The organism is Nocardiopsis coralli (genome assembly GCF_014892575.1).
In the GTDB taxonomy this organism is placed as follows: domain Bacteria; phylum Actinomycetota; class Actinomycetes; order Streptosporangiales; family Streptosporangiaceae; genus Nocardiopsis; species Nocardiopsis coralli.
In genome coordinates this window covers 106,139-122,894 of sequence record NZ_JADBGI010000006.1, presented here as the reverse complement: position 1 = coordinate 122,894, position 16,756 = coordinate 106,139, and the positions used below count along the sequence as shown (strand labels likewise).

Sequence of the window (16,756 nt, the reverse complement as noted above, 5' to 3'; positions counted from 1 at the left end):
GCTCGGGCACGATTGGTGCCCTCTGTCCGTTTACCGTGGGGGAGCGGGCGCACCACCCGCCCAACGTGCAATCGGGAGAGTGATCCTTGTGGGCCTGATCTGGTTCGCCATCTACCTGGCCACTTTCGTGGCCAGTCTCTACGCGCTGGTCGAGGCGGTACGTACGCCGGCCGCCGCGTTCGAGGTGATGGACAAGCAGACCAAGAAGCTCTGGGTCATCCTCACCGGTGCGGCCACGGCGCTGTCCGGCCTCGCGGTCTTCTCCGGCCGCGGCGTGCTCGTCATCGCTTGCCTGGTGGTGACACTCATCTACCTCCTCGACGTGCGCCCCGCGGTCAAGGGTGTGGACAACGGCCGCAACAACGGCCCCTACGGCCCCTGGTGAGGGTCACCCCCTCCTTCGAGTGAGACCGGACCTTCCTCGCCCGTGACCTGCGCTTCCTCGGTCGAGACCCGCCACAGCGCCTCCGCGTAGGCCGGGTCGTACGTGTAGGACGAGTGCCCCAGGATCTCCGGGCGGCGTGCTTCCCCGGGCGGAGCGTCGTAGGCCACCGGGTCGGTGAGCGGTTCCCGGGGCTCCACCACCGTCAGCTCGCTGTTGCGGTCGTCGGGGTCGGTGCGCACCCGCACCGGACCGGCGATCGCGTCGCTGCGCCGCCACAGGTTCCGCCACCCCGACGTGCGCCGCTGCAGGTCGGCGAAGGAGTGCGGCCCGAAGTAGGCCGGGAAGTACCGCGCGTACAGCCGGTCGAGCGGGGACCCGTGGGTGACCAACGAGACCCGGCCCAGACAGTCCTTCGGCAGCTGCCACACCGTCGCCGCCGCCAGCACCGACCCCTGTGAGTGCCCGGACAGCACCACGGTGGTCCCGTCCCCGGTCAGGTGCGCCACCCGGACCGTCAGCTGCGGCACCGCCCGCTCCGCGTAGGACGGCGGCGCCAACGGGTGCGCCACCCGCGGCCAGAACGTGCCCACGTCCCACAGCGCCCCGACGGCCTGGCGGGTGGGCCGGTCGCGGTAGGCGCTGCGCCCGATCCACACCAGCGCCACCAGCGCGCCTGCTCCGAGCAGCGAGCCGATACCGGTGAGCGTGCTGATGGTCTCGAGGGCGACGCCCTCCATGCCCCCGGCGACCGCGCTCGCCGCCGGTGCCGGTCCGGTCTCCATGCCGCCGGTCAGGGCCGCGTGCACCGCCAACCCGACCAGTGCGAGCACCGGCAGCAGCAGGGCCAGGACCACACCCGGCATGGTGTCGGTCAGGCGGCCCACCGCCCAGGCGTGTGCGATGTCGCGGGTGCGCCGGGCATCCTCCCCGCGTCCGTAGTGCTCGGCCACGTCGGGGATCAGCGCCCTGCGCACCGCGTGCAACCGCACCAGGAGGAACGCCGCCACCACGAGCACCACCACCGCCTCCAGCGCGATGGCCAGCTGCAACCACGAGTAGATCTCCGGGGGCACGAGTGGCACGCAGTCGGCCTCCTCCGTGGCGAACGAACCGCACCCGCTCAACCACACCGACCCCTGGAACACCAACGCCGCGGAGAAAGCACCGCCCAGCAGCACACCCAGCGCGGCCGTCGCCGGCCCGGCCATGCCCCGCATCGCGGTGAACCCGTGGGCCCGGTCGACCGTGTGCAGGGCCAGGGCCGCCCCGACCAGGACGAAGACCAGCACCCCCTGAACCGTGAACAGGGTGTTGAGCATGCTCGTGGCGCCCGGCAGGCGCCCCTCGGCCACCCACCCCGGGCGGGGCCAGAACGTGTACAGGGCGACCACCGCCGCCAACCCGAGCGCGAGGTCGCGCAGTACCCGGCAGAGCAGGTCGGCGCGCGCGTTCCACCGGGGATCCACCCCCGGCACCAGCACACTCACCGTCGCGGCCGTGGTCACCGCGGCCAGCAGCACCGCGAGCAGCACACCCGGAACCCAGGACCCCGGCAGCGCGGGCTCACCCAGCGCGTGCGCCTCCAGGTCGTAACCGACTGCCGGCACCAGCAGGAGCGCCGCCACCGTTCCCACGGCCACCGCGATGTGCGCCGACCGCAGCCGCGCCATGGTCTCGCTGTTGTTCCAGAACCCCGGCTTGCTCAGCGGCGCGGCGTCGGAGGGCTCGGCGCGGACCCGGCCGTCGGCGACCTCGTAGTCGGAGGCCGTGCGGCGCGAGAGCCGCCACAGCGCCACCACGACCAGCGCGGGCAGCAGCGCCCCGATGAGCAGGGCCGTGCCCGGGGCCGACAGGGGCGAGGCCGGCGCCGCCAGGAACGCCAGCCACGGCCGCGCCCGCACACACTCCTGCGCCTGCGCCGGGCACTGCCAGGCCACCAGGTCCATGCCGATCCCGGCCGCCGCGAGCACGATGAGCACCGTCAACGACAGGGCGAGCAACCGCACCCCGGCCCCGTAGACGTTGTTGGCCACCCGGCGTACCCCGCGCGGACCGCGGTCGACCCGGCCCGGCCGCATCCAGTACGAGATGTTGAGCAGCATGAACGGCAGGAGCAGCAGCCAGAACGCGCGGGAGGCGCTGCCGGAGGTCAGGTTCCCCCACGCGAAGATCTCCCGCCGCATGCCGGGCACCGTCTCGGTGTCGGGCTCGCGGCGCCACCGGAAGAACCCCGCAGACCGGTCGCCGCCGACCCGTACCGCCGGCTCGACGTCCAACAGCTCCTCGGCACGGCCGCCGCTGACCCCGTGCACACGCAGTTCGACGCGGTCGGCACCGGGTGCGGCGGCCTCCTGCGCCGGGGGATCGTCGGCGAGGGGCGCGGGGGCCGTCGGGGAGGAGGGAAGACGGGGACCGGGGGGTACGGAGTGATCCGGCATGGTCCGCATATAACCACGCCCGGGTCCCCGGAAACAGGTCGGATCCCCCGCCTGTGGACAACGGCCGCACCCGGCCCCGCGGGCACCGGGTCCCCCGCGCACACGGGGCGGGCCGTCACCGCAGGGTGGTCAGTACACCTCGTCCTCCGAGGCCTCCCAGGTGTTGCACACACCCGGGTCCTGCTCCTCCCAACCCTGCTCGGTCCAGGAGACGCTGTTGTCGATCGACCCGTGCGTGCGCTCCTCGGCCGTCTCCTCGGGGCGGTCGGCGGTGGCCGCGGCGTCGGTCAGGAGCGTGTCCAGGTCCCCGTCGGTCAACGGGTACGACACCCGCACCGAACCAAGGAACGCCCCCGCCATGCAGTTGGCCTGCAGTTCGCTGCGGCGCGTCCACGAGTTCCGGTCCGCCTCCTCGGTCTCCAGTTGGCGCTGCTCGTGGTAGTACTCCAGGAGCCCGGACTCGCCCTGCACGTGGTGGGCGTACTCGTGGGCCAGCAGCGACGCGTAGATGACGCTCTGCGAGGCCCCGTTCCACTTCTCCACCACGTCGGTCAGGCCGATGTAGATGCTCTCGCTCGCCCGGCAGTAGAACGCGCCCGCAGGAGAGGGATAAGGACGGCACGGGCTGACCCCCGGCTCCTCCCAGAAGACCCGCTCGGGCGCCTCGTACTCCAGCCCCGCCTTGGCGAACTGCGCCTCCCAGGTCTGGTCCAGGCAGTCGGCGATCGTGTGCAGGAACTCCTCCATCGACTCCGGGTCCTGTGACTCCAGCTCCGGTACCGGGCACGGCAGCGGGCTCAGGCGCCCCGACTCGTACAGAGGGTTGGCCACCAGCGCCGTCCGGCCCGTGGGGGTGTCCTGGGTCCCGAGCCGCTCGGACACGGCACCACTGCCCGGAACGTTGGTCTCGTCCGCGGGCGGGCCGACGTCGGCCGGGTCCTCCATCTCCTGGGACGCACCGCCGGAGCCCTCCTCCGCCACGGTCGTCCACGACAACAGCGTCAACGCCAGGAGCGCCACCAGCAGAGCCGTGACGAGCGCGAACACCCGGCGGTCGCTGCGCCGGGCCCTGCGCACCGCCTCGGCCCGGGACGATTCTCCGAAGCCCGCGTGCACCCCTGGTCCGCCCACCTGTCGTCGCCGTCGCCGTTCCCGGCCGCGGGGGAGGAACCGCGGCCCCGGCCCACTCACCGCACCAGCGGCTCGTCGGCCACCCACGTGTTGCAGGAGGCCGGGTTCATCCGGTCCATGCCGTGGAGGGTCCACAGGATCCCGTTCTCCTGCGAACCGTGTGTGTGCTCGCCGCCGCTGTCGCTGCGGCGTGCGACGTCGTCGAGGATATTGTCCTGTTCCGACCGGCCGTGCCCGAGAGAGTCGCCCGACGCCCCCAGGAACACCCCGCCCAGACAGTTGGCCTGGAGCTCGTTCCGCCTGGTCAGCTCGTCCTCACCGTCCCTGTTCGCCGTGGCCCGCGCCGCGTGCAGCTCCGCCAGCATCCCGGACTGCCCCTGCACGTGGTGCCCGTACTCGTGGCTGAGCAGGAACGTGTACGCCTCCGGCTCGTCGTTGCCGGCCGAGGCCTCCACGATGTCCTCCACACCCAGGTACAGGCCCTCGTTCGCGCCGCAGTAGAACGCCGCCGTCCCTTCGTCCGGGAAGGGGCCGCAGGGGCTGTGGCCGGGCGCGTGCCAGTACACGCGGTTGGGGGAGGAGAACTCCAGCCCGGCCTCGTCGAAGTAGTCCGACCACGCCGCGTCCAGGCAGTCGGCGATGGCATGCGCGAACTCCTCGACGGACTCGGGGTCCGACTCGTCGAGATCCGGTGCTGCACAGGTCACCTCGCCCAGCTCGCCGACCCGGTACAGCGGGTTGTCTCCGAGCGGGTCGTCCCCGTACCCTTCCTGGCCGGAATCGGCCACGGCGTCGGACGCGCTGCTGCCGCCGGGAAGCCCGCCCGCTGCGGGGAAACCGGCCTCCGCGATGCCGGTGTCGTGCCCGTTCGGGGGGAAGGCCGCCGAGATCGCGAGGAACCCCGTGACACCCACCGCCGCCAACCCGGTACCCAGCGTCAACGCCACCCCCAGGCCCATCCGCTGGAGGAGCCCGGGGCGCTCGGCCCAGGCCCCCGCGTCGGGCAGGGACCGCGCTCTCACTCCGCGACCCCCGCGCACATCGGGTGACCTGCGGCCCGGGGACACGCCCCGGGCAACGACGCACAACGGGACCGGATAGGCTCTCGCGTCATGTGGTGGGTCGACTCCTGGCGTCGGGCGGTCGCGGGCGCGACGGCCCTGCTCGTGCTGTCCTCGCTGGTCACGGCTGTGCTCCTCAGCGGGGCGGGAGGGACGCCCCGGGCAGAGGCCGCGGCCGTGCCGACCACAACAGTACCGGGGCAGGCGCCGGGGGCCGCCGACCCGGGGGGCGCCATCACCAACGACATCCAGCTGGACCTCGACGGTGACGGCACCCTGACCGCACGCGAGACCCTCACCTTCGACGGCGGTGCCCCCGACACCTTCAGCCGCGCCCTGACCACGGCGATGCTCTACGACAAGGAGTACGACCGCCGCTTCGAGGTCGAGAACGTGCGCGCGGTCGACCCCGACGGCGGTACCGTCCCCGTCGAGACCGAGCAGGAGGGCGCCTCGCTCCTGGTGCACCTGGACACCGCAGGGCGCGAACAGGTCGAGCTCGACTACACCGTCACCGGCGCGGTCACCGAGGTCTCCGAAGGGGTCCAGCTGGAGTGGCGGGCCGTGGGCGCCTACAGCCACCACGTCGAGACCACCGACGTCACCGTGAACGCCCCCATGCCGCCCGAGGCGGTGTCCTGCCTGGCCGGCGAACCCCGCAGCGCCATGTACTGCACCGCCTCGGACATGGGCCAGGACGCCTCCGTGGCCCACTTCCTGCAGGCCGACATGTCACCCGCCGACCGCCTCGACATCGTGGTCACCTACCCCGAGGGCACCGCCGAGGGCGCACCCGACCTCGACCGTCGGTGGTCCCTGGCCTCGGCCTTCGCGATCACACCCACCACCGCCACCGTCTTCGGGCTCCTGCTCCTGCTGCCCGCCGCCGGCCTCGTCGCCCTCGTACGCATCCGCGGCCGCGACGAACGTGCCCTGCGCAAGGAGTCCGCCGAGGGCGACCACGACCCCATCGAGGACCGGCCCGGACTCCTGCCCCGCTTCCACGCCCCCGACGACGTGCACCCCGGCCAGATCGGCACCCTCATCGACGAACGAGTCGACATCGCCGACCTCACCGCCACCGTGCTCGACCTCGCCGTCCGCGGGCACCTACGCATCGAGGAACTGCCGCACCACCACTTCACGTCGGTCGACTGGCGCCTGGTGCGCGAGGAGGGCGGCACCGACGAACCGCTCCTGCCCTCCGAGGAACTCCTCATGGAGGCCCTCTTCGGCGACGACGACACTGTCACCCTGTCCGACCTCGCCTCCGCCCGCAGGTCCCCGCACCTGCCCGAACGCGTCGACCGGGTACGCGCCCAGCTCTACCGCGACATGGTCCACCTCGGCTGGTTCGCACGCTCGCCCGACCAGGAACGCGGCCTGTGGACCACCATCGGCATGGCCGTCACCGCCGCCGGGGTCGTGCTCACCGGGGTGCTCGCCGCCTTCACCTCCCTGGCCTTCACGGGACTCGCGGTGGTCATCGTCGGCGCCGCCGTCACCGCCGGGGCCCAGTACATGCCCGCCAAGACCCGCCTGGGCAGCTCCGTCTACGCCCACACGATGGGCTTCCGCGACTACCTCGAGAGCGAACGCGCCACCCAGGCCCCGCCCGAACGCCGGGTCACCTTCTTCTCGCGCTACCTGCCCTACGCCGTCATCTTCGACGACGTCGACCGCTGGGCCGCCCTGCTCGCCGAGGCCGCGAGCACCGACCTCACCAGCGACGAACTCGACGGCGACGGGCTCCACTGGTACACCGGTCCGGACGGATGGCGGATCCGAGAGGATTTCGCCGACTCCGTGAGCACCTTCGTGGTGACCCTCACCGGTGTCATCACCAACACCCGGCGGCTGCGGTCCCTCAACCGCTTCAAGGCCGACTCATGAGCAGGAGGACGACGACATGCGCGCGGTCGCACAGCGGGTCTCGCACGCGTCGGTGACCGTCGACGGGGCGACCGTCGGCGAGATCACCGGCCCCGGGCTCATGGCCCTCGTGGGCGCCACCCACAGCGACACCCGGGCCGAGGCCGCCAAGATCGCCAGGAAACTGTGGACGCTGCGCATCCTCGAGGGCGAGAAGTCCTGCTCCGACGTCGGAGCGCCCCTCCTGGTCGTCAGCCAGTTCACCCTCTACGGCGACGCCCGCAAGGGCCGCCGCCCCACGTGGCAGGCGGCCGCGCCCGGCGAGGTGGCCGAACCGCTCGTGGACGCGGTCGTCGAGGAGCTGCGTGAGCTCGGCGCCGAGGTCGCCACCGGGGTCTTCGGCGCGCAGATGTCGGTCTCACTGACCAACGAGGGGCCCTTCACGGTCGTCCTCGAGGTCTGAGCGTCAGGGCGGCAGACGGTCCCGGACACGACGCAGCGCCCCGACCCGAGGGGGTCCGGGGCGCAGTGAGGGGTACGGCCGTGCTCAGCTCGCTTCGACGGTGACCGGCTCGAACTTGTAGCCCAGCCCGCGCACGGTGACGATGTAGCGCGGGTGGGAGGGGTCCTCCTCGATCTTGGCGCGCAACCGCTTGACGTGCACGTCCAGGGTCTTGGTGTCACCGACGTAATCGGCGCCCCACACCCGGTCGATGAGCTGCATCCGGGTGAGCACCCGCCCCGCGTTGCGCAGGAGCACCTCCAGCAGCTCGAACTCCTTCAGCGGCAGCGACACGTTGTCGCCGCGCACGGTGACCACGTGGCGTTCCACGTCCATCCGGACCGGACCGGCCTCCAGCGCGGCCGGCAGCGGGGCCTCCTCCTCGCCGCGGCGGCGCAGCACCGCACGGATGCGGGCCACCAGCTCACGCGAGGAGAACGGCTTGGTGACGTAGTCGTCGGCGCCCAGTTCCAGACCGACGACCTTGTCGATCTCGGAGTCCTTGGCGGTGAGCATGATGACGGGGACGTTCGACGTCTGCCGCAGGGTGCGGCACACCTCCGTGCCGGACAGGCCCGGCAGCATGAGGTCGAGAAGGACGAGGTCCGCCCCGGTGCGGTCGAAGGTCTCCAGCGCCACGTTGCCCGTGGGGGCCACGGCGACCTCGAAACCTTCCTTGCGCAGCATGTACGACAGGGCGTCGCTGTACGATTCTTCGTCCTCGACAACGAGTACGCGCGTCACTGGGCCGCCTCCTGACGGTCGGTGTTGCGGGGGGCGTCGTACCCTCCGGTCTCGGGTCTGGGCAGACGCAGTGTGAACGTCGAGCCCGACCCCTCCTTGCTCCACACGGTCACTTCTCCCCGGTGGTGCGTCATGATGTGCTTGACGATGGCCAGGCCCAGGCCGGTACCGCCTGTGGCCCGGCTCCGAGCGGCGTCCACACGGTAGAACCGCTCGAAGATGCGTTCGAGGTCCTGCTGGGGTATGCCGATACCCTGGTCGGCGACGCTGATGTCGACCGAGGACGACGACTTCCCCACCGACACCGCGACCCGTGTGTTCTTCGGGCTGTAGGCCACGGCGTTGGAGATGAGGTTGCGCAGGGCGGTGCCGAGCAGCCCCTCGTCGCCCATCACCGTGACCCCCTCGGCGCCGCTGCCGACCAGCTCGATGCCCTTGGCGTCGGCCGGCATGCGCACCGTGTCCAGGGCCTCCTCCACGACGGCGTTCAGGTCCACGCGCGTGGGCTCCGCCATGGGTTCGGCACCCTGGATGCGGGAGAGCGTGATGAGGTCCTGGATGACCGCGGTGAGGCGGTTGGCCTCGGTCTGCATACGCTCGGTGAAACGGCGGACGGCCTCGGGATCGTCACTGGCGTCCTGTACGGTTTCCGCCAACAACGACAGAGCGCCCACCGGGGTCTTCAACTCGTGCGAGATGTTGGCGACGAAGTCCCGACGCACCGCCTCCAGACGACGGTGCTCGGTCTGGTCCTCGGCCAGCACCAGCACCAGGCCCGTTCCGCCGAGCGGGGCCACGCGCACGGCGAACGAGGTCGCGTCGGGGCCGAACTTGCGGACCGCCACCTCGATGTCGGTCTCCCTGATCACACCGTCGCGGCGTACCTGCCGCGCCAGCGCCAGCAGCTCGCTGATGACGAGCTCCTCGCCCCGCACGATGCCGAAGGCACGAGCGGCCGAGGAGGCCCGCAGGACCCGGTCGGCCGAGTCCAGAACGACCGCGGAGGAGGGCAGTGCCGACAGCACTTCGGCGATCCCCGGCGGAAGAGTGGTGCCGTCCCGGCCCAGCTCTGCCGACTGCTTGTGGTTGCGGCCGCCGCGGCCCGTCCCCGAGCGGCCGTTGGCCCGGAGCACGGAACTGACCGCGGCACCGACGACGACGCCGGCCACGAGTCCGATGATGCCCGCCACGGCGGCGAGAAGTTCCCCTTGCACGGTTCGATCGTAAACGTGCGGGGTGTGGCTTTACCCGGTCAGGGCAGGTGACACGGGCGAGGTTCGCCCAGCGTTCACCGAACCTTGGCCGACACTTCGAATTACCACTGGGAGCATTGACCTATGCGCGATACCTACCACGAGGGCCTCGACAGCCTGAGCGAACGCCTCGTCGAGATGACGAGGCTGGCCAGGCATGCCGTGGCCCGAGCCACGACGGCGCTGCTCGACAGCGACCTCAACGCGGCCCAGGAGGTCATCTCCGGAGACGAGGAGATCAACCGCCTGGACCAGGAGATCGAGGACACCGCCTTCAGCCTCATGGCCCGCCAGCAGCCGGTCGCCTCCGACCTGCGGACCATCATCACGTCGCTGTACATGCGCGGCGACCTGGAGCGCATGGGCGACCACGCCGTCCACCTGGCCAAGATCGCCCGTCGGCGCCACCCGGACTCCGCGATCCCCAAGCCGGTGCGCTCGATCGTGCTGGAGATGGGCCACCAGGCCGAGATGCTCGTCACCAAGGCCGGCGAGGTCATCACCGAGAAGGACCCCGACACCGCCTGGGAACTCGACAAGGACGACGACAGGATGGACCGCCTGCGCCGCAAGCTCCTGGAGCGCATCCTCGCGCCCGGGTGGGAGTACGGCGTTGAGGCCACGATGGACGTCACACTCGTCGGGCGCTTCTACGAACGCTTCGGTGACCACGCGGTGCACGTGGCCGACAACTTGGTCTACATGGTCACGGGTGACCGGCGGGAGGACTACGAGCCGGAAGCGTGACACGGCTCTCGGGAGGCGCCGCGCCCACACGTCGCGGTGGTGCCGATCTTCCCTGTGTGCGGGGGCCGAAAGGCCCCCGCGCCGCTCCGACCAGGCATGCAGTAGCAGCGGGGTATACTTTGTCAACCCCTGAAAAGTGTGGCCTGACCTGCAGCTTCGCAAACCTAATAGGTACGTTAAGTCACAGATTCATGGTATCCTCGTGGTAGCGGAAGGGGTACCTGTCACATGGCTTTCAAGGTCGGCGACACTGTTGTCTACCCCCATCATGGGGCTGCTCGTATTGAAGCGATCGAGACTCGCACCATTAAGGGCGAGGACAGAACCTACCTCGTTCTGAGGGTTGACAAGGGCGATCTGACGGTGCGCGTGCCGGCTGAGAACGCCCAGGACGTCGGCGTTCGCGACGTGGTGGGTCAGGACGGTCTGGACAAGGTCTTCGAGGTGCTGCGGGCTCCGCACACCGAGGAGCCCACGAACTGGTCCAGGCGCTACAAGGCCAATCTGGAGAAGTTGGCGTCCGGCGACGTCAACAAGGTCGCGGAGGTCGTGCGCGACCTCTGGCGCCGGGACAAGGAGCGCGGTCTCTCAGCAGGGGAGAAGCGCATGCTCGCCAAGGCCCGCCAGATCCTCGTCAGTGAGCTCGCACTCGCGGAGAAGACCAACGAGGACAAGGCCGAAGCCCTCCTCGACGAGGTTCTCACCAACTAGGGGACCACAGACGAACAAGTCGTCGCCCCGGCCGAAGATTCTCAGGATCGGCCGGGGCGCGATTGTGGAATATCACTTTTTCATGACACGAATTCCCAGGGTGGGCGTCGGAACAGACGTCCATCCCTTTTCTCCTGACCACACCCTTTTTCTTGCCGGTCTGGAATGGCCGGGCGAAGAAGGGGTCAGTGGCCATTCCGACGGTGACGTGGCCGCCCACGCCGCCTGTGACGCCCTGCTGTCGGCGTGCGGGCTGGGCGACCTCGGATCCAACTACGGCACCTCCGACCCCCGGTGGAAGGGCGCCTCCGGTGCGGCCCTGCTCACCGAGACGGTCGCCCGGGTGCACACGGCCGGCTTCGAGGTCGGCAACGTGTCGATCCAGATCATCAGCAACCGGCCCAAGTTCGCCCCGCGCAGGGCGGAGGCGGAGAAGGTGCTCGGCGAAGTCGTCGGCGCCCCGGTGAGCGTCTCTGCGACCACGACGGACGGGCTCGGGCTCACGGGCCGGGGCGAGGGCATCGCGGCGGTGGCGACCGCCCTGTGCGTGCCCACGGCCTGACCCGGAACAGGGACCACGACGAAGGCGCCCGCGAGCGGATGGCTCGCGGGCGCCTTTTGCCTTGCCTTGGGGAGCGGCTGACCTCCGGGGCGCGGGGTCAGTCCTCCGGGCGCATCGGCTCGCTGCGGACCTGCCGGGAGGGCGGGCCCGAGTTGAGGTCCGGGATCGGGGGACGGCGCGGCTTGAGCACCATCGGACGCTTGCGCAGGGACCGTGCGTCCTGCGCCTGCGCCGCCGGGGACGAACGCGGCTTGGCGGGCGGCGGAGGGGTGCGGCGCAGCGGCGGCGGTGTCGTGCGGCGGACCGCGTCCCCGTCGTCGGCGGGTTCCTCGGGCGGGGCGTCGGACGCGGGGTCTTCGAGCTCGGCGGGCTCGGCCGGTTCGGCCGGCTCCTCGACTTCCGTGGGTTCGGGGGCCGAGTCTGCGTCGCCGGGCTCGGAGCGGTCGTGCTCCTCGGTGTCCGGGGTGTGCTCGGGCTCCTCGGGCACGGACGCACCGGGCGGGACGGCGGCCGGCCTTCCGAAGGCCGCGCGGACCTCCGGGCCGGTGTCGTGGTCCAGAGCCGGGACGGGGCCGTCGGCCACCTCGGACCCCTCGGTCTCGCCGACGGACGTGCCGACGAGGGGACCGTCGTCCTCGGGCGGGGTCCACACCGGGGGCACGTAGTCGTCCAGGATGCCGCCGGTCTCCTCCGTGGGCGGTTCCCACAGGGCGGGGCCGTCGGCGCTCTCGTCGGCGGGCTCGTCCCCGGCGGGATCGGGCGCCGGGGACGCCGGGTCCCCGTCCTCCTCGTCGTCCAGGCCTGCGGAGGCGACCGGGGCCTCCTCCGGGGGGTGGTCCGGGGCGGAAGGGGTCTCGGACGGAGCCCCGAAGGGCACGGACTCGGTCGCGGAAGGCACGTCGTGGGCGGGCCCCGCGGACTCTGCTTCCAGGTCGGGCTCCACGGAACCGGTGTCGGGACCCGCGGGGGCGGGGGCCGGGCCCGGCCCTGCGGCTGCAGCACCGGCGTCGGGCGCCGGACGGCCTTCGTCCGGGCGTTCCGGGTCCACGGGGTCGGCGTCGGCGTTCGCCGGGCCGTGGGCCGGGGTCTCGAACGTTCCGACAGCACGCACGGGTGGGGTGGCCTCGGCCCGTGCGGGCGCGGCCGGCACGGGTTCAGCGGGGCTCTCCGTGGCCGTCCCGGTGAGGTCGGCCCCGGCGTCCGGAGCTTCCTCGCGGGGCGCCTCGGCCTCGTCGGTGACGGGGTCGCCCACCGGGGACTGGTGCTCGAAGCCCTCGTCGGCGAGGTGGTCGGGCACCACGACCGGGTGGAACGCGGCATCGTCCTCCGGGGCGGGCTCGGGCTCGCGCGGAGGTGCGGCGCCCGGGACGACCGGCGGCTGTTCTGCGGCGCGTTTGATGGGGTTGTCCCCGCCCGTGCGGCGGGGGAGGGAACCGGTCTCCGGACCGGGCTCCGACCGTGCCTCGACGGGCTCCGGCTCGGGTTCCTCCGGGGGGTCGACCTCGGCGGGGGCCTCCGAGCGCACCTCGTCCGGCTCCTCGGGCTCTTCCGGCTCCTCCGGCCGCGCGAACGCGTGTGTGTCGGCGACCGGCTCCGGCTCGGCGTCCTCCCCGTCGCGTTCCGAGGCAGCGCCGACCGCGGGCAGACGCTCGGTCTCGGTGGAGTCCTCCTCGTCCTCCCCACGGTTCTCCTGGCCGAGGTCGAACAGGCGGGTCTTGAGCGGCGCGGGCTCCGGCTCCTCGGAGGCCGGGCGGCGGGCGGGCAGCACCGTCGTGCGGTCGGCGGAGGGCTTCGGGCGCGCGGTGCCCCGGTTCCGTCGCCGCATGTGGGCGCGGACCGTGATCCACAGCAGGATCGCGATGAGGAGCGCGGCCAGCGGGGCGACCGCGACGATGACGTTGGCGACGCGTTCGGACAGCAGCGGCCCTGTGATCTGCGGGTCGAAGAGACCGAGGTTGCGCGCGACCATGGTGGCCCCCGCGAACAGGATCAGCACGGGGATGAGCCCGACGTCGACCCACAGGCGGTCGCGGGGCGGTGCCGAACGCAGAACGTAACTGACCCAGAAGGCCATGAGGACGATCAAGGCGTAGGTCACGGGGAACACGTGGGCGAACGCGCTGCCCTCGTGTCCGCCGTACTCGGCGAGCTGGTAAAGGCCGTGGTAGGAGAGCACGAGCGCGCACGCGGTGATGACGCCGACGAAGACGGTGCCGCCGATGAGGGGGCCGGCTCCCGCTGCTCGGTCACCGGACCGGTCGCGCTGTTCCTCGGGGGTCGTGTTGTTAGGGGCCATCGTCATCGCAGAGTAGTCGAGGGGGTGCCGCCAACACGAGATTCCGGCCGATTCCGGTTGCTTCCCGACGGCGGCCGGCGCCGATGTCCGGGGGATATGCCTGATTCGGGAGGGCGCGAGCGCGGCCGCGGCCGGTTTATCTCACATGCCGCTGGTGTCAATACGGCTCAACCATTTCTCCCCCGCGTGCGCGTCCGCGAGCGCCGCCGGGCACGGGCGGTGAGCCCCGAAGGTTCGTTGTTTGTGACTCGTGCGCGAAGGGAAAGCAGATACGCTCAAGAGCGTGAGTCTGCGCTTCTATGACACCAGTGCCCGACAGGTCCGCGAATTCGCCCCGCTGCGCGAGGGTTGTGCGTCCCTGTACCTGTGTGGTGCCACAGTGCAGGCACCTCCGCACATCGGACACATCCGCTCCGGGGTCAACTTCGACATCCTGCGGCGGTGGCTCACCCACCTGGGGTACGACGTCACCTTCTGCCGCAACGTCACCGACATCGACGACAAGATCATCGTCACCGCCTCCGAAGAGGGCGTTCCGTGGTGGCAGGTCAGTGAACGCAACCAGCGTGCGTTCACCTGGGCCTACGAGACCCTCGGCTGCCTCCCGCCGACCGTGGAGCCCCGGGCCACCGGCCATGTGCCCGAGATGATCGAGCTCATGCAGCGCCTCATCGACGACGGCCACGCCTACGCCGCGGAGGACGGTTCCGGCGACGTCTACTTCGACGTGCGCTCCTACCCGCCCTACGGCGAGCTCTCCAACCAGCGCCTCGACCAGGTGCAGGAGGCGGCCGACTCCGACCCCGACCGGGACAAGCGCGACCCGCGCGACTTCGCCCTGTGGAAGGGGGCCAAGCCGGGCGAGCCCAGCTGGGACACCCCCTGGGGCCGTGGGCGACCGGGCTGGCACCTGGAGTGCTCGGCGATGGCGACCAAGTACCTGGGGCCGAGCTTCGACATCCACGGCGGCGGGCTCGACCTGGTCTTCCCGCACCACGAGAACGAGCAGGCCCAGTCGCGTGCCGCCGGCGACGGGTTCACCCAGTACTGGCTGCACAACGGCATGCTCAAGGTCGGCGGCGAGAAGATGAGCAAGTCCGTGGGGAACTCGCTGCTCATCCCCAAGCTCATCGAGAAGGTGCGCCCGGTCGAGCTGCGGTACTACCTCGCCCAGGCGCACTACCGCTCCACGATCGACTACTCCGACGAGGCGCTGCAGGAGGCCGCTGCCGCCTACCAGCGCGTGGAGGGGTTCCTGACCCGTGCCGTCGAGGTGCTGGGGGAAGTCACACCCGCACAGCAGGTGCCCGGCGACTTCGAGGCCGCGCTCAACGACGACCTCGGCGTCTCGCAGGCGCTCGCGGTCGTGCACGGCCACGTGCGCGAGGGCAACAGCGCCCTGGCCTCCGACAGCAACGACAAGGCCGCCCAGTACGCCTCCGAGCTGCGCACCATGCTCGACGTGCTGGGGCTGGACCCGCTGAGCGAGAAGTGGTCCGGCGGCGGTGACCAGGGGCTGTCCGAGGTCGTCGACGCCCTGGTGTCGGTGGCCCTGGAGCAGCGCCAGGCCGCCCGCGCGCGCAAGGACTACGCCGCGGCCGACGCGATCCGCGACCAGCTGACCGAGGCCGGTGTCGTGGTCGAGGACACCCCGCAGGGGCCGCGCTGGGACCTGCGCCGGGGGTGAACCGGCGCCCGGTCGTGGGGCCGGGGACATGAACGCACGGGGTGCCGTGGCCGAGGGCCGCGGCACCCCGCCGTCGTTCGGGGGCGGGGTGTCTCACCGGACCGAGTTCCGATGGGGTCGCCGGTCGCAGCTGTGGGAGCGTTCCCAAATTTCCGCCGCGACCCCCTTGTCGGTGACCGACCCCGCACGTACAGTCGCTTAACACTGGTTCAGCTGAGGTTAACCAGGCATCTACAGGATCTCCACGGCCCCCGTGCCGCGCAGGTCCAGGGCTCGTTTCCCGCCACTCTCCACCCCCGGAGCACCGAATGAGCACCGACAACAGAAACCTCCCCCGCACTTCCCGCCGCACCCGTCGCAGGGCCGGCCGCTACACCGTTCCCGCCCTGGCCGCCGGGGCCGCCGTCGCGCTCACCGCGACCGCGCTCACCTGGGGCGACGACCCCGCGGTGAACATCGAACCCGTCTCCAACGACGCGCCCGAGGCCGCGCAGGAGGCCGAGCTTGTCTGGTCCGACGAGTTCGAGGGATCCGAGGGCGACGCCCCCGACCCCGACAACTGGAACCACGAGACCGGCGACCACGGCTGGGGCAACGAAGAGCTGCAGAACTACACCGAGAGCCGGGACAACTCGGCCCTCGACGGCGACGGCAACCTCGTCATCACCGCCCTGGACGAGGGCGACGAGTACACGTCCGCGCGCATGACCACCCAGGGCAACATGGAGCACGAGTACGGGCGGGTCGAGGCCCGCATCCAGCTCCCCGAGGGCCAAGGCATCTGGCCGGCGTTCTGGATGCTGGGTTCGGAGTTCCCCGAGACCCCCTGGCCCGACTCCGGCGAGATCGACGTCATGGAGTTCATCGGGCACGAGACCGGTACCGTCCACGGCACCGTGCACGGGCCCGGCTACTCCGGCGGCGACGGTGTCGGCTCCTCCTACGACCACCCCGACGGGGGATCGTTCGCCGACGACTTCCACACCTACGCCATCGACTGGGAGCCCGGCTCCATCACCTGGTCGGTCGACGACGTGCCCTTCAACACCATCACTGCCGACGACGTGGACGGTGACTGGGTCTTCGACCAGGAGTTCTTCCTGATCCTCAACGTCGCCGTCGGCGGCGAGTGGCCCGGTTACCCCGACGACAGCACCGAGTTCCCGCAGCAGATGGTCGTCGACCACGTGCGCGTCTACGACATGGGATGACCCCGGCCCCGCGGCGCCTCCCTTCCCGAGCCCGGGGGAGGCGGCCGCGGGGGCGGCCCCGTGAACTGCGGACAGGGACCTGTCCGGTGCCGTGTCCCCAGTAGTCTGGGGGTTTGCCCGCCTCTTCTGGGCGGCGCACCAACCGCCGGACGCACC

The 16,756-nt window shown here is 71.4% G+C and carries 14 protein-coding genes; 8 read left to right on the top strand and 6 right to left on the bottom strand.

Translation table 11 applies throughout. From position 1 onward, the window contains the following. The first annotated feature begins 79 nt into the window (after positions 1-79). Complete coding sequence (locus IDM40_RS08535; protein ID WP_193121389.1) at positions 80-385, top strand: DUF2516 family protein; 306 nt, start codon at positions 80-82, stop codon at positions 383-385. On the opposite strand, the gene IDM40_RS08530 is transcribed toward IDM40_RS08535, so the two are convergent. The 3 genes from IDM40_RS08530 to IDM40_RS08520 form a co-directional block, all read right to left on the bottom strand. Then, positions 370-2,832, bottom strand: a complete 2,463-nt coding sequence (locus tag IDM40_RS08530; protein WP_193121388.1) for a hypothetical protein — start codon at positions 2,830-2,832, stop codon at positions 370-372. The two genes, IDM40_RS08535 and IDM40_RS08530, sit on opposite strands and share 16 nt — an antisense overlap. Before the next feature lie 120 nt (positions 2,833-2,952). After that, positions 2,953-3,939 carry a neutral zinc metallopeptidase gene (locus tag IDM40_RS08525; protein ID WP_193121387.1) on the bottom strand — a complete coding sequence of 329 codons (987 nt, stop codon included), beginning with the start codon at positions 3,937-3,939 and terminating at the stop codon, positions 2,953-2,955. Between the two features lie 71 nt (positions 3,940-4,010). Further along, the gene (locus tag IDM40_RS08520; RefSeq protein ID WP_193121533.1) at positions 4,011-4,913 is read right to left on the bottom strand and encodes a neutral zinc metallopeptidase; all 903 of its coding nucleotides are present in this window, start codon (positions 4,911-4,913) and stop codon (positions 4,011-4,013) included. A gap of 153 nt (positions 4,914-5,066) precedes the next feature. Between IDM40_RS08520 and IDM40_RS08515 the strand changes: the two genes are divergently transcribed. Both IDM40_RS08515 and dtd read left to right on the top strand, forming a co-directional pair. Next, positions 5,067-6,908, top strand: coding sequence for a DUF2207 domain-containing protein (locus IDM40_RS08515; protein WP_193121386.1), 1,842 nt, complete (start codon positions 5,067-5,069; stop codon positions 6,906-6,908). Positions 6,909-6,924: 16 nt separating this feature from the next. Further along, positions 6,925-7,350 carry a D-aminoacyl-tRNA deacylase gene (gene dtd / locus IDM40_RS08510; protein ID WP_193121385.1) on the top strand — a complete coding sequence of 142 codons (426 nt, stop codon included), beginning with the start codon at positions 6,925-6,927 and terminating at the stop codon, positions 7,348-7,350. 84 nt (positions 7,351-7,434) lie between these two features. Here the strand turns inward: dtd and IDM40_RS08505 are convergent, their stop codons facing one another. Next, positions 7,435-8,133, bottom strand: coding sequence for a winged helix-turn-helix domain-containing protein (locus IDM40_RS08505; RefSeq protein ID WP_193121384.1), 699 nt, complete (start codon positions 8,131-8,133; stop codon positions 7,435-7,437). After that, positions 8,130-9,347, bottom strand: a complete 1,218-nt coding sequence (locus IDM40_RS08500) for a sensor histidine kinase (RefSeq protein ID WP_193121383.1) — start codon at positions 9,345-9,347, stop codon at positions 8,130-8,132. Before IDM40_RS08500 ends, IDM40_RS08505 begins: the two co-directional genes overlap by 4 nt. 123 nt (positions 9,348-9,470) lie before the next feature. Here IDM40_RS08500 and phoU point away from each other — a divergent pair, with 123 nt between their 5' ends. From phoU to ispF, 3 genes are all read left to right on the top strand, one after another. Further along, on the top strand, positions 9,471-10,133 hold the full coding sequence (gene phoU, locus IDM40_RS08495) for a phosphate signaling complex protein PhoU (RefSeq protein WP_193121382.1): 663 nt from the start codon (positions 9,471-9,473) through the stop codon (positions 10,131-10,133). Positions 10,134-10,361: 228 nt separating this feature from the next. Then, positions 10,362-10,844, top strand: coding sequence for a CarD family transcriptional regulator (locus IDM40_RS08490; protein ID WP_193121381.1), 483 nt, complete (start codon positions 10,362-10,364; stop codon positions 10,842-10,844). Between the two features lie 82 nt (positions 10,845-10,926). Then, positions 10,927-11,406, top strand: a complete 480-nt coding sequence (gene ispF / locus IDM40_RS08485; RefSeq protein WP_193121380.1) for a 2-C-methyl-D-erythritol 2,4-cyclodiphosphate synthase — start codon at positions 10,927-10,929, stop codon at positions 11,404-11,406. A 97-nt stretch (positions 11,407-11,503) separates the two neighbouring features. On the opposite strand, the gene IDM40_RS08480 is transcribed toward ispF, so the two are convergent. Then, positions 11,504-13,702 carry a DUF2637 domain-containing protein gene (locus tag IDM40_RS08480; protein ID WP_193121379.1) on the bottom strand — a complete coding sequence of 733 codons (2,199 nt, stop codon included), beginning with the start codon at positions 13,700-13,702 and terminating at the stop codon, positions 11,504-11,506. Between the two features lie 283 nt (positions 13,703-13,985). Between IDM40_RS08480 and cysS the strand changes: the two genes are divergently transcribed. Beyond that, positions 13,986-15,389: a cysteine--tRNA ligase gene (gene cysS / locus IDM40_RS08475; RefSeq protein ID WP_193121378.1), complete on the top strand. Its 1,404-nt coding sequence runs from the start codon at positions 13,986-13,988 to the stop codon at positions 15,387-15,389. Positions 15,390-15,697: 308 nt separating this feature from the next. After that, positions 15,698-16,600, top strand: a complete 903-nt coding sequence (locus tag IDM40_RS08470) for a glycoside hydrolase family 16 protein (protein ID WP_193121377.1) — start codon at positions 15,698-15,700, stop codon at positions 16,598-16,600. Positions 16,601-16,756: the final 156 nt, after the last annotated feature.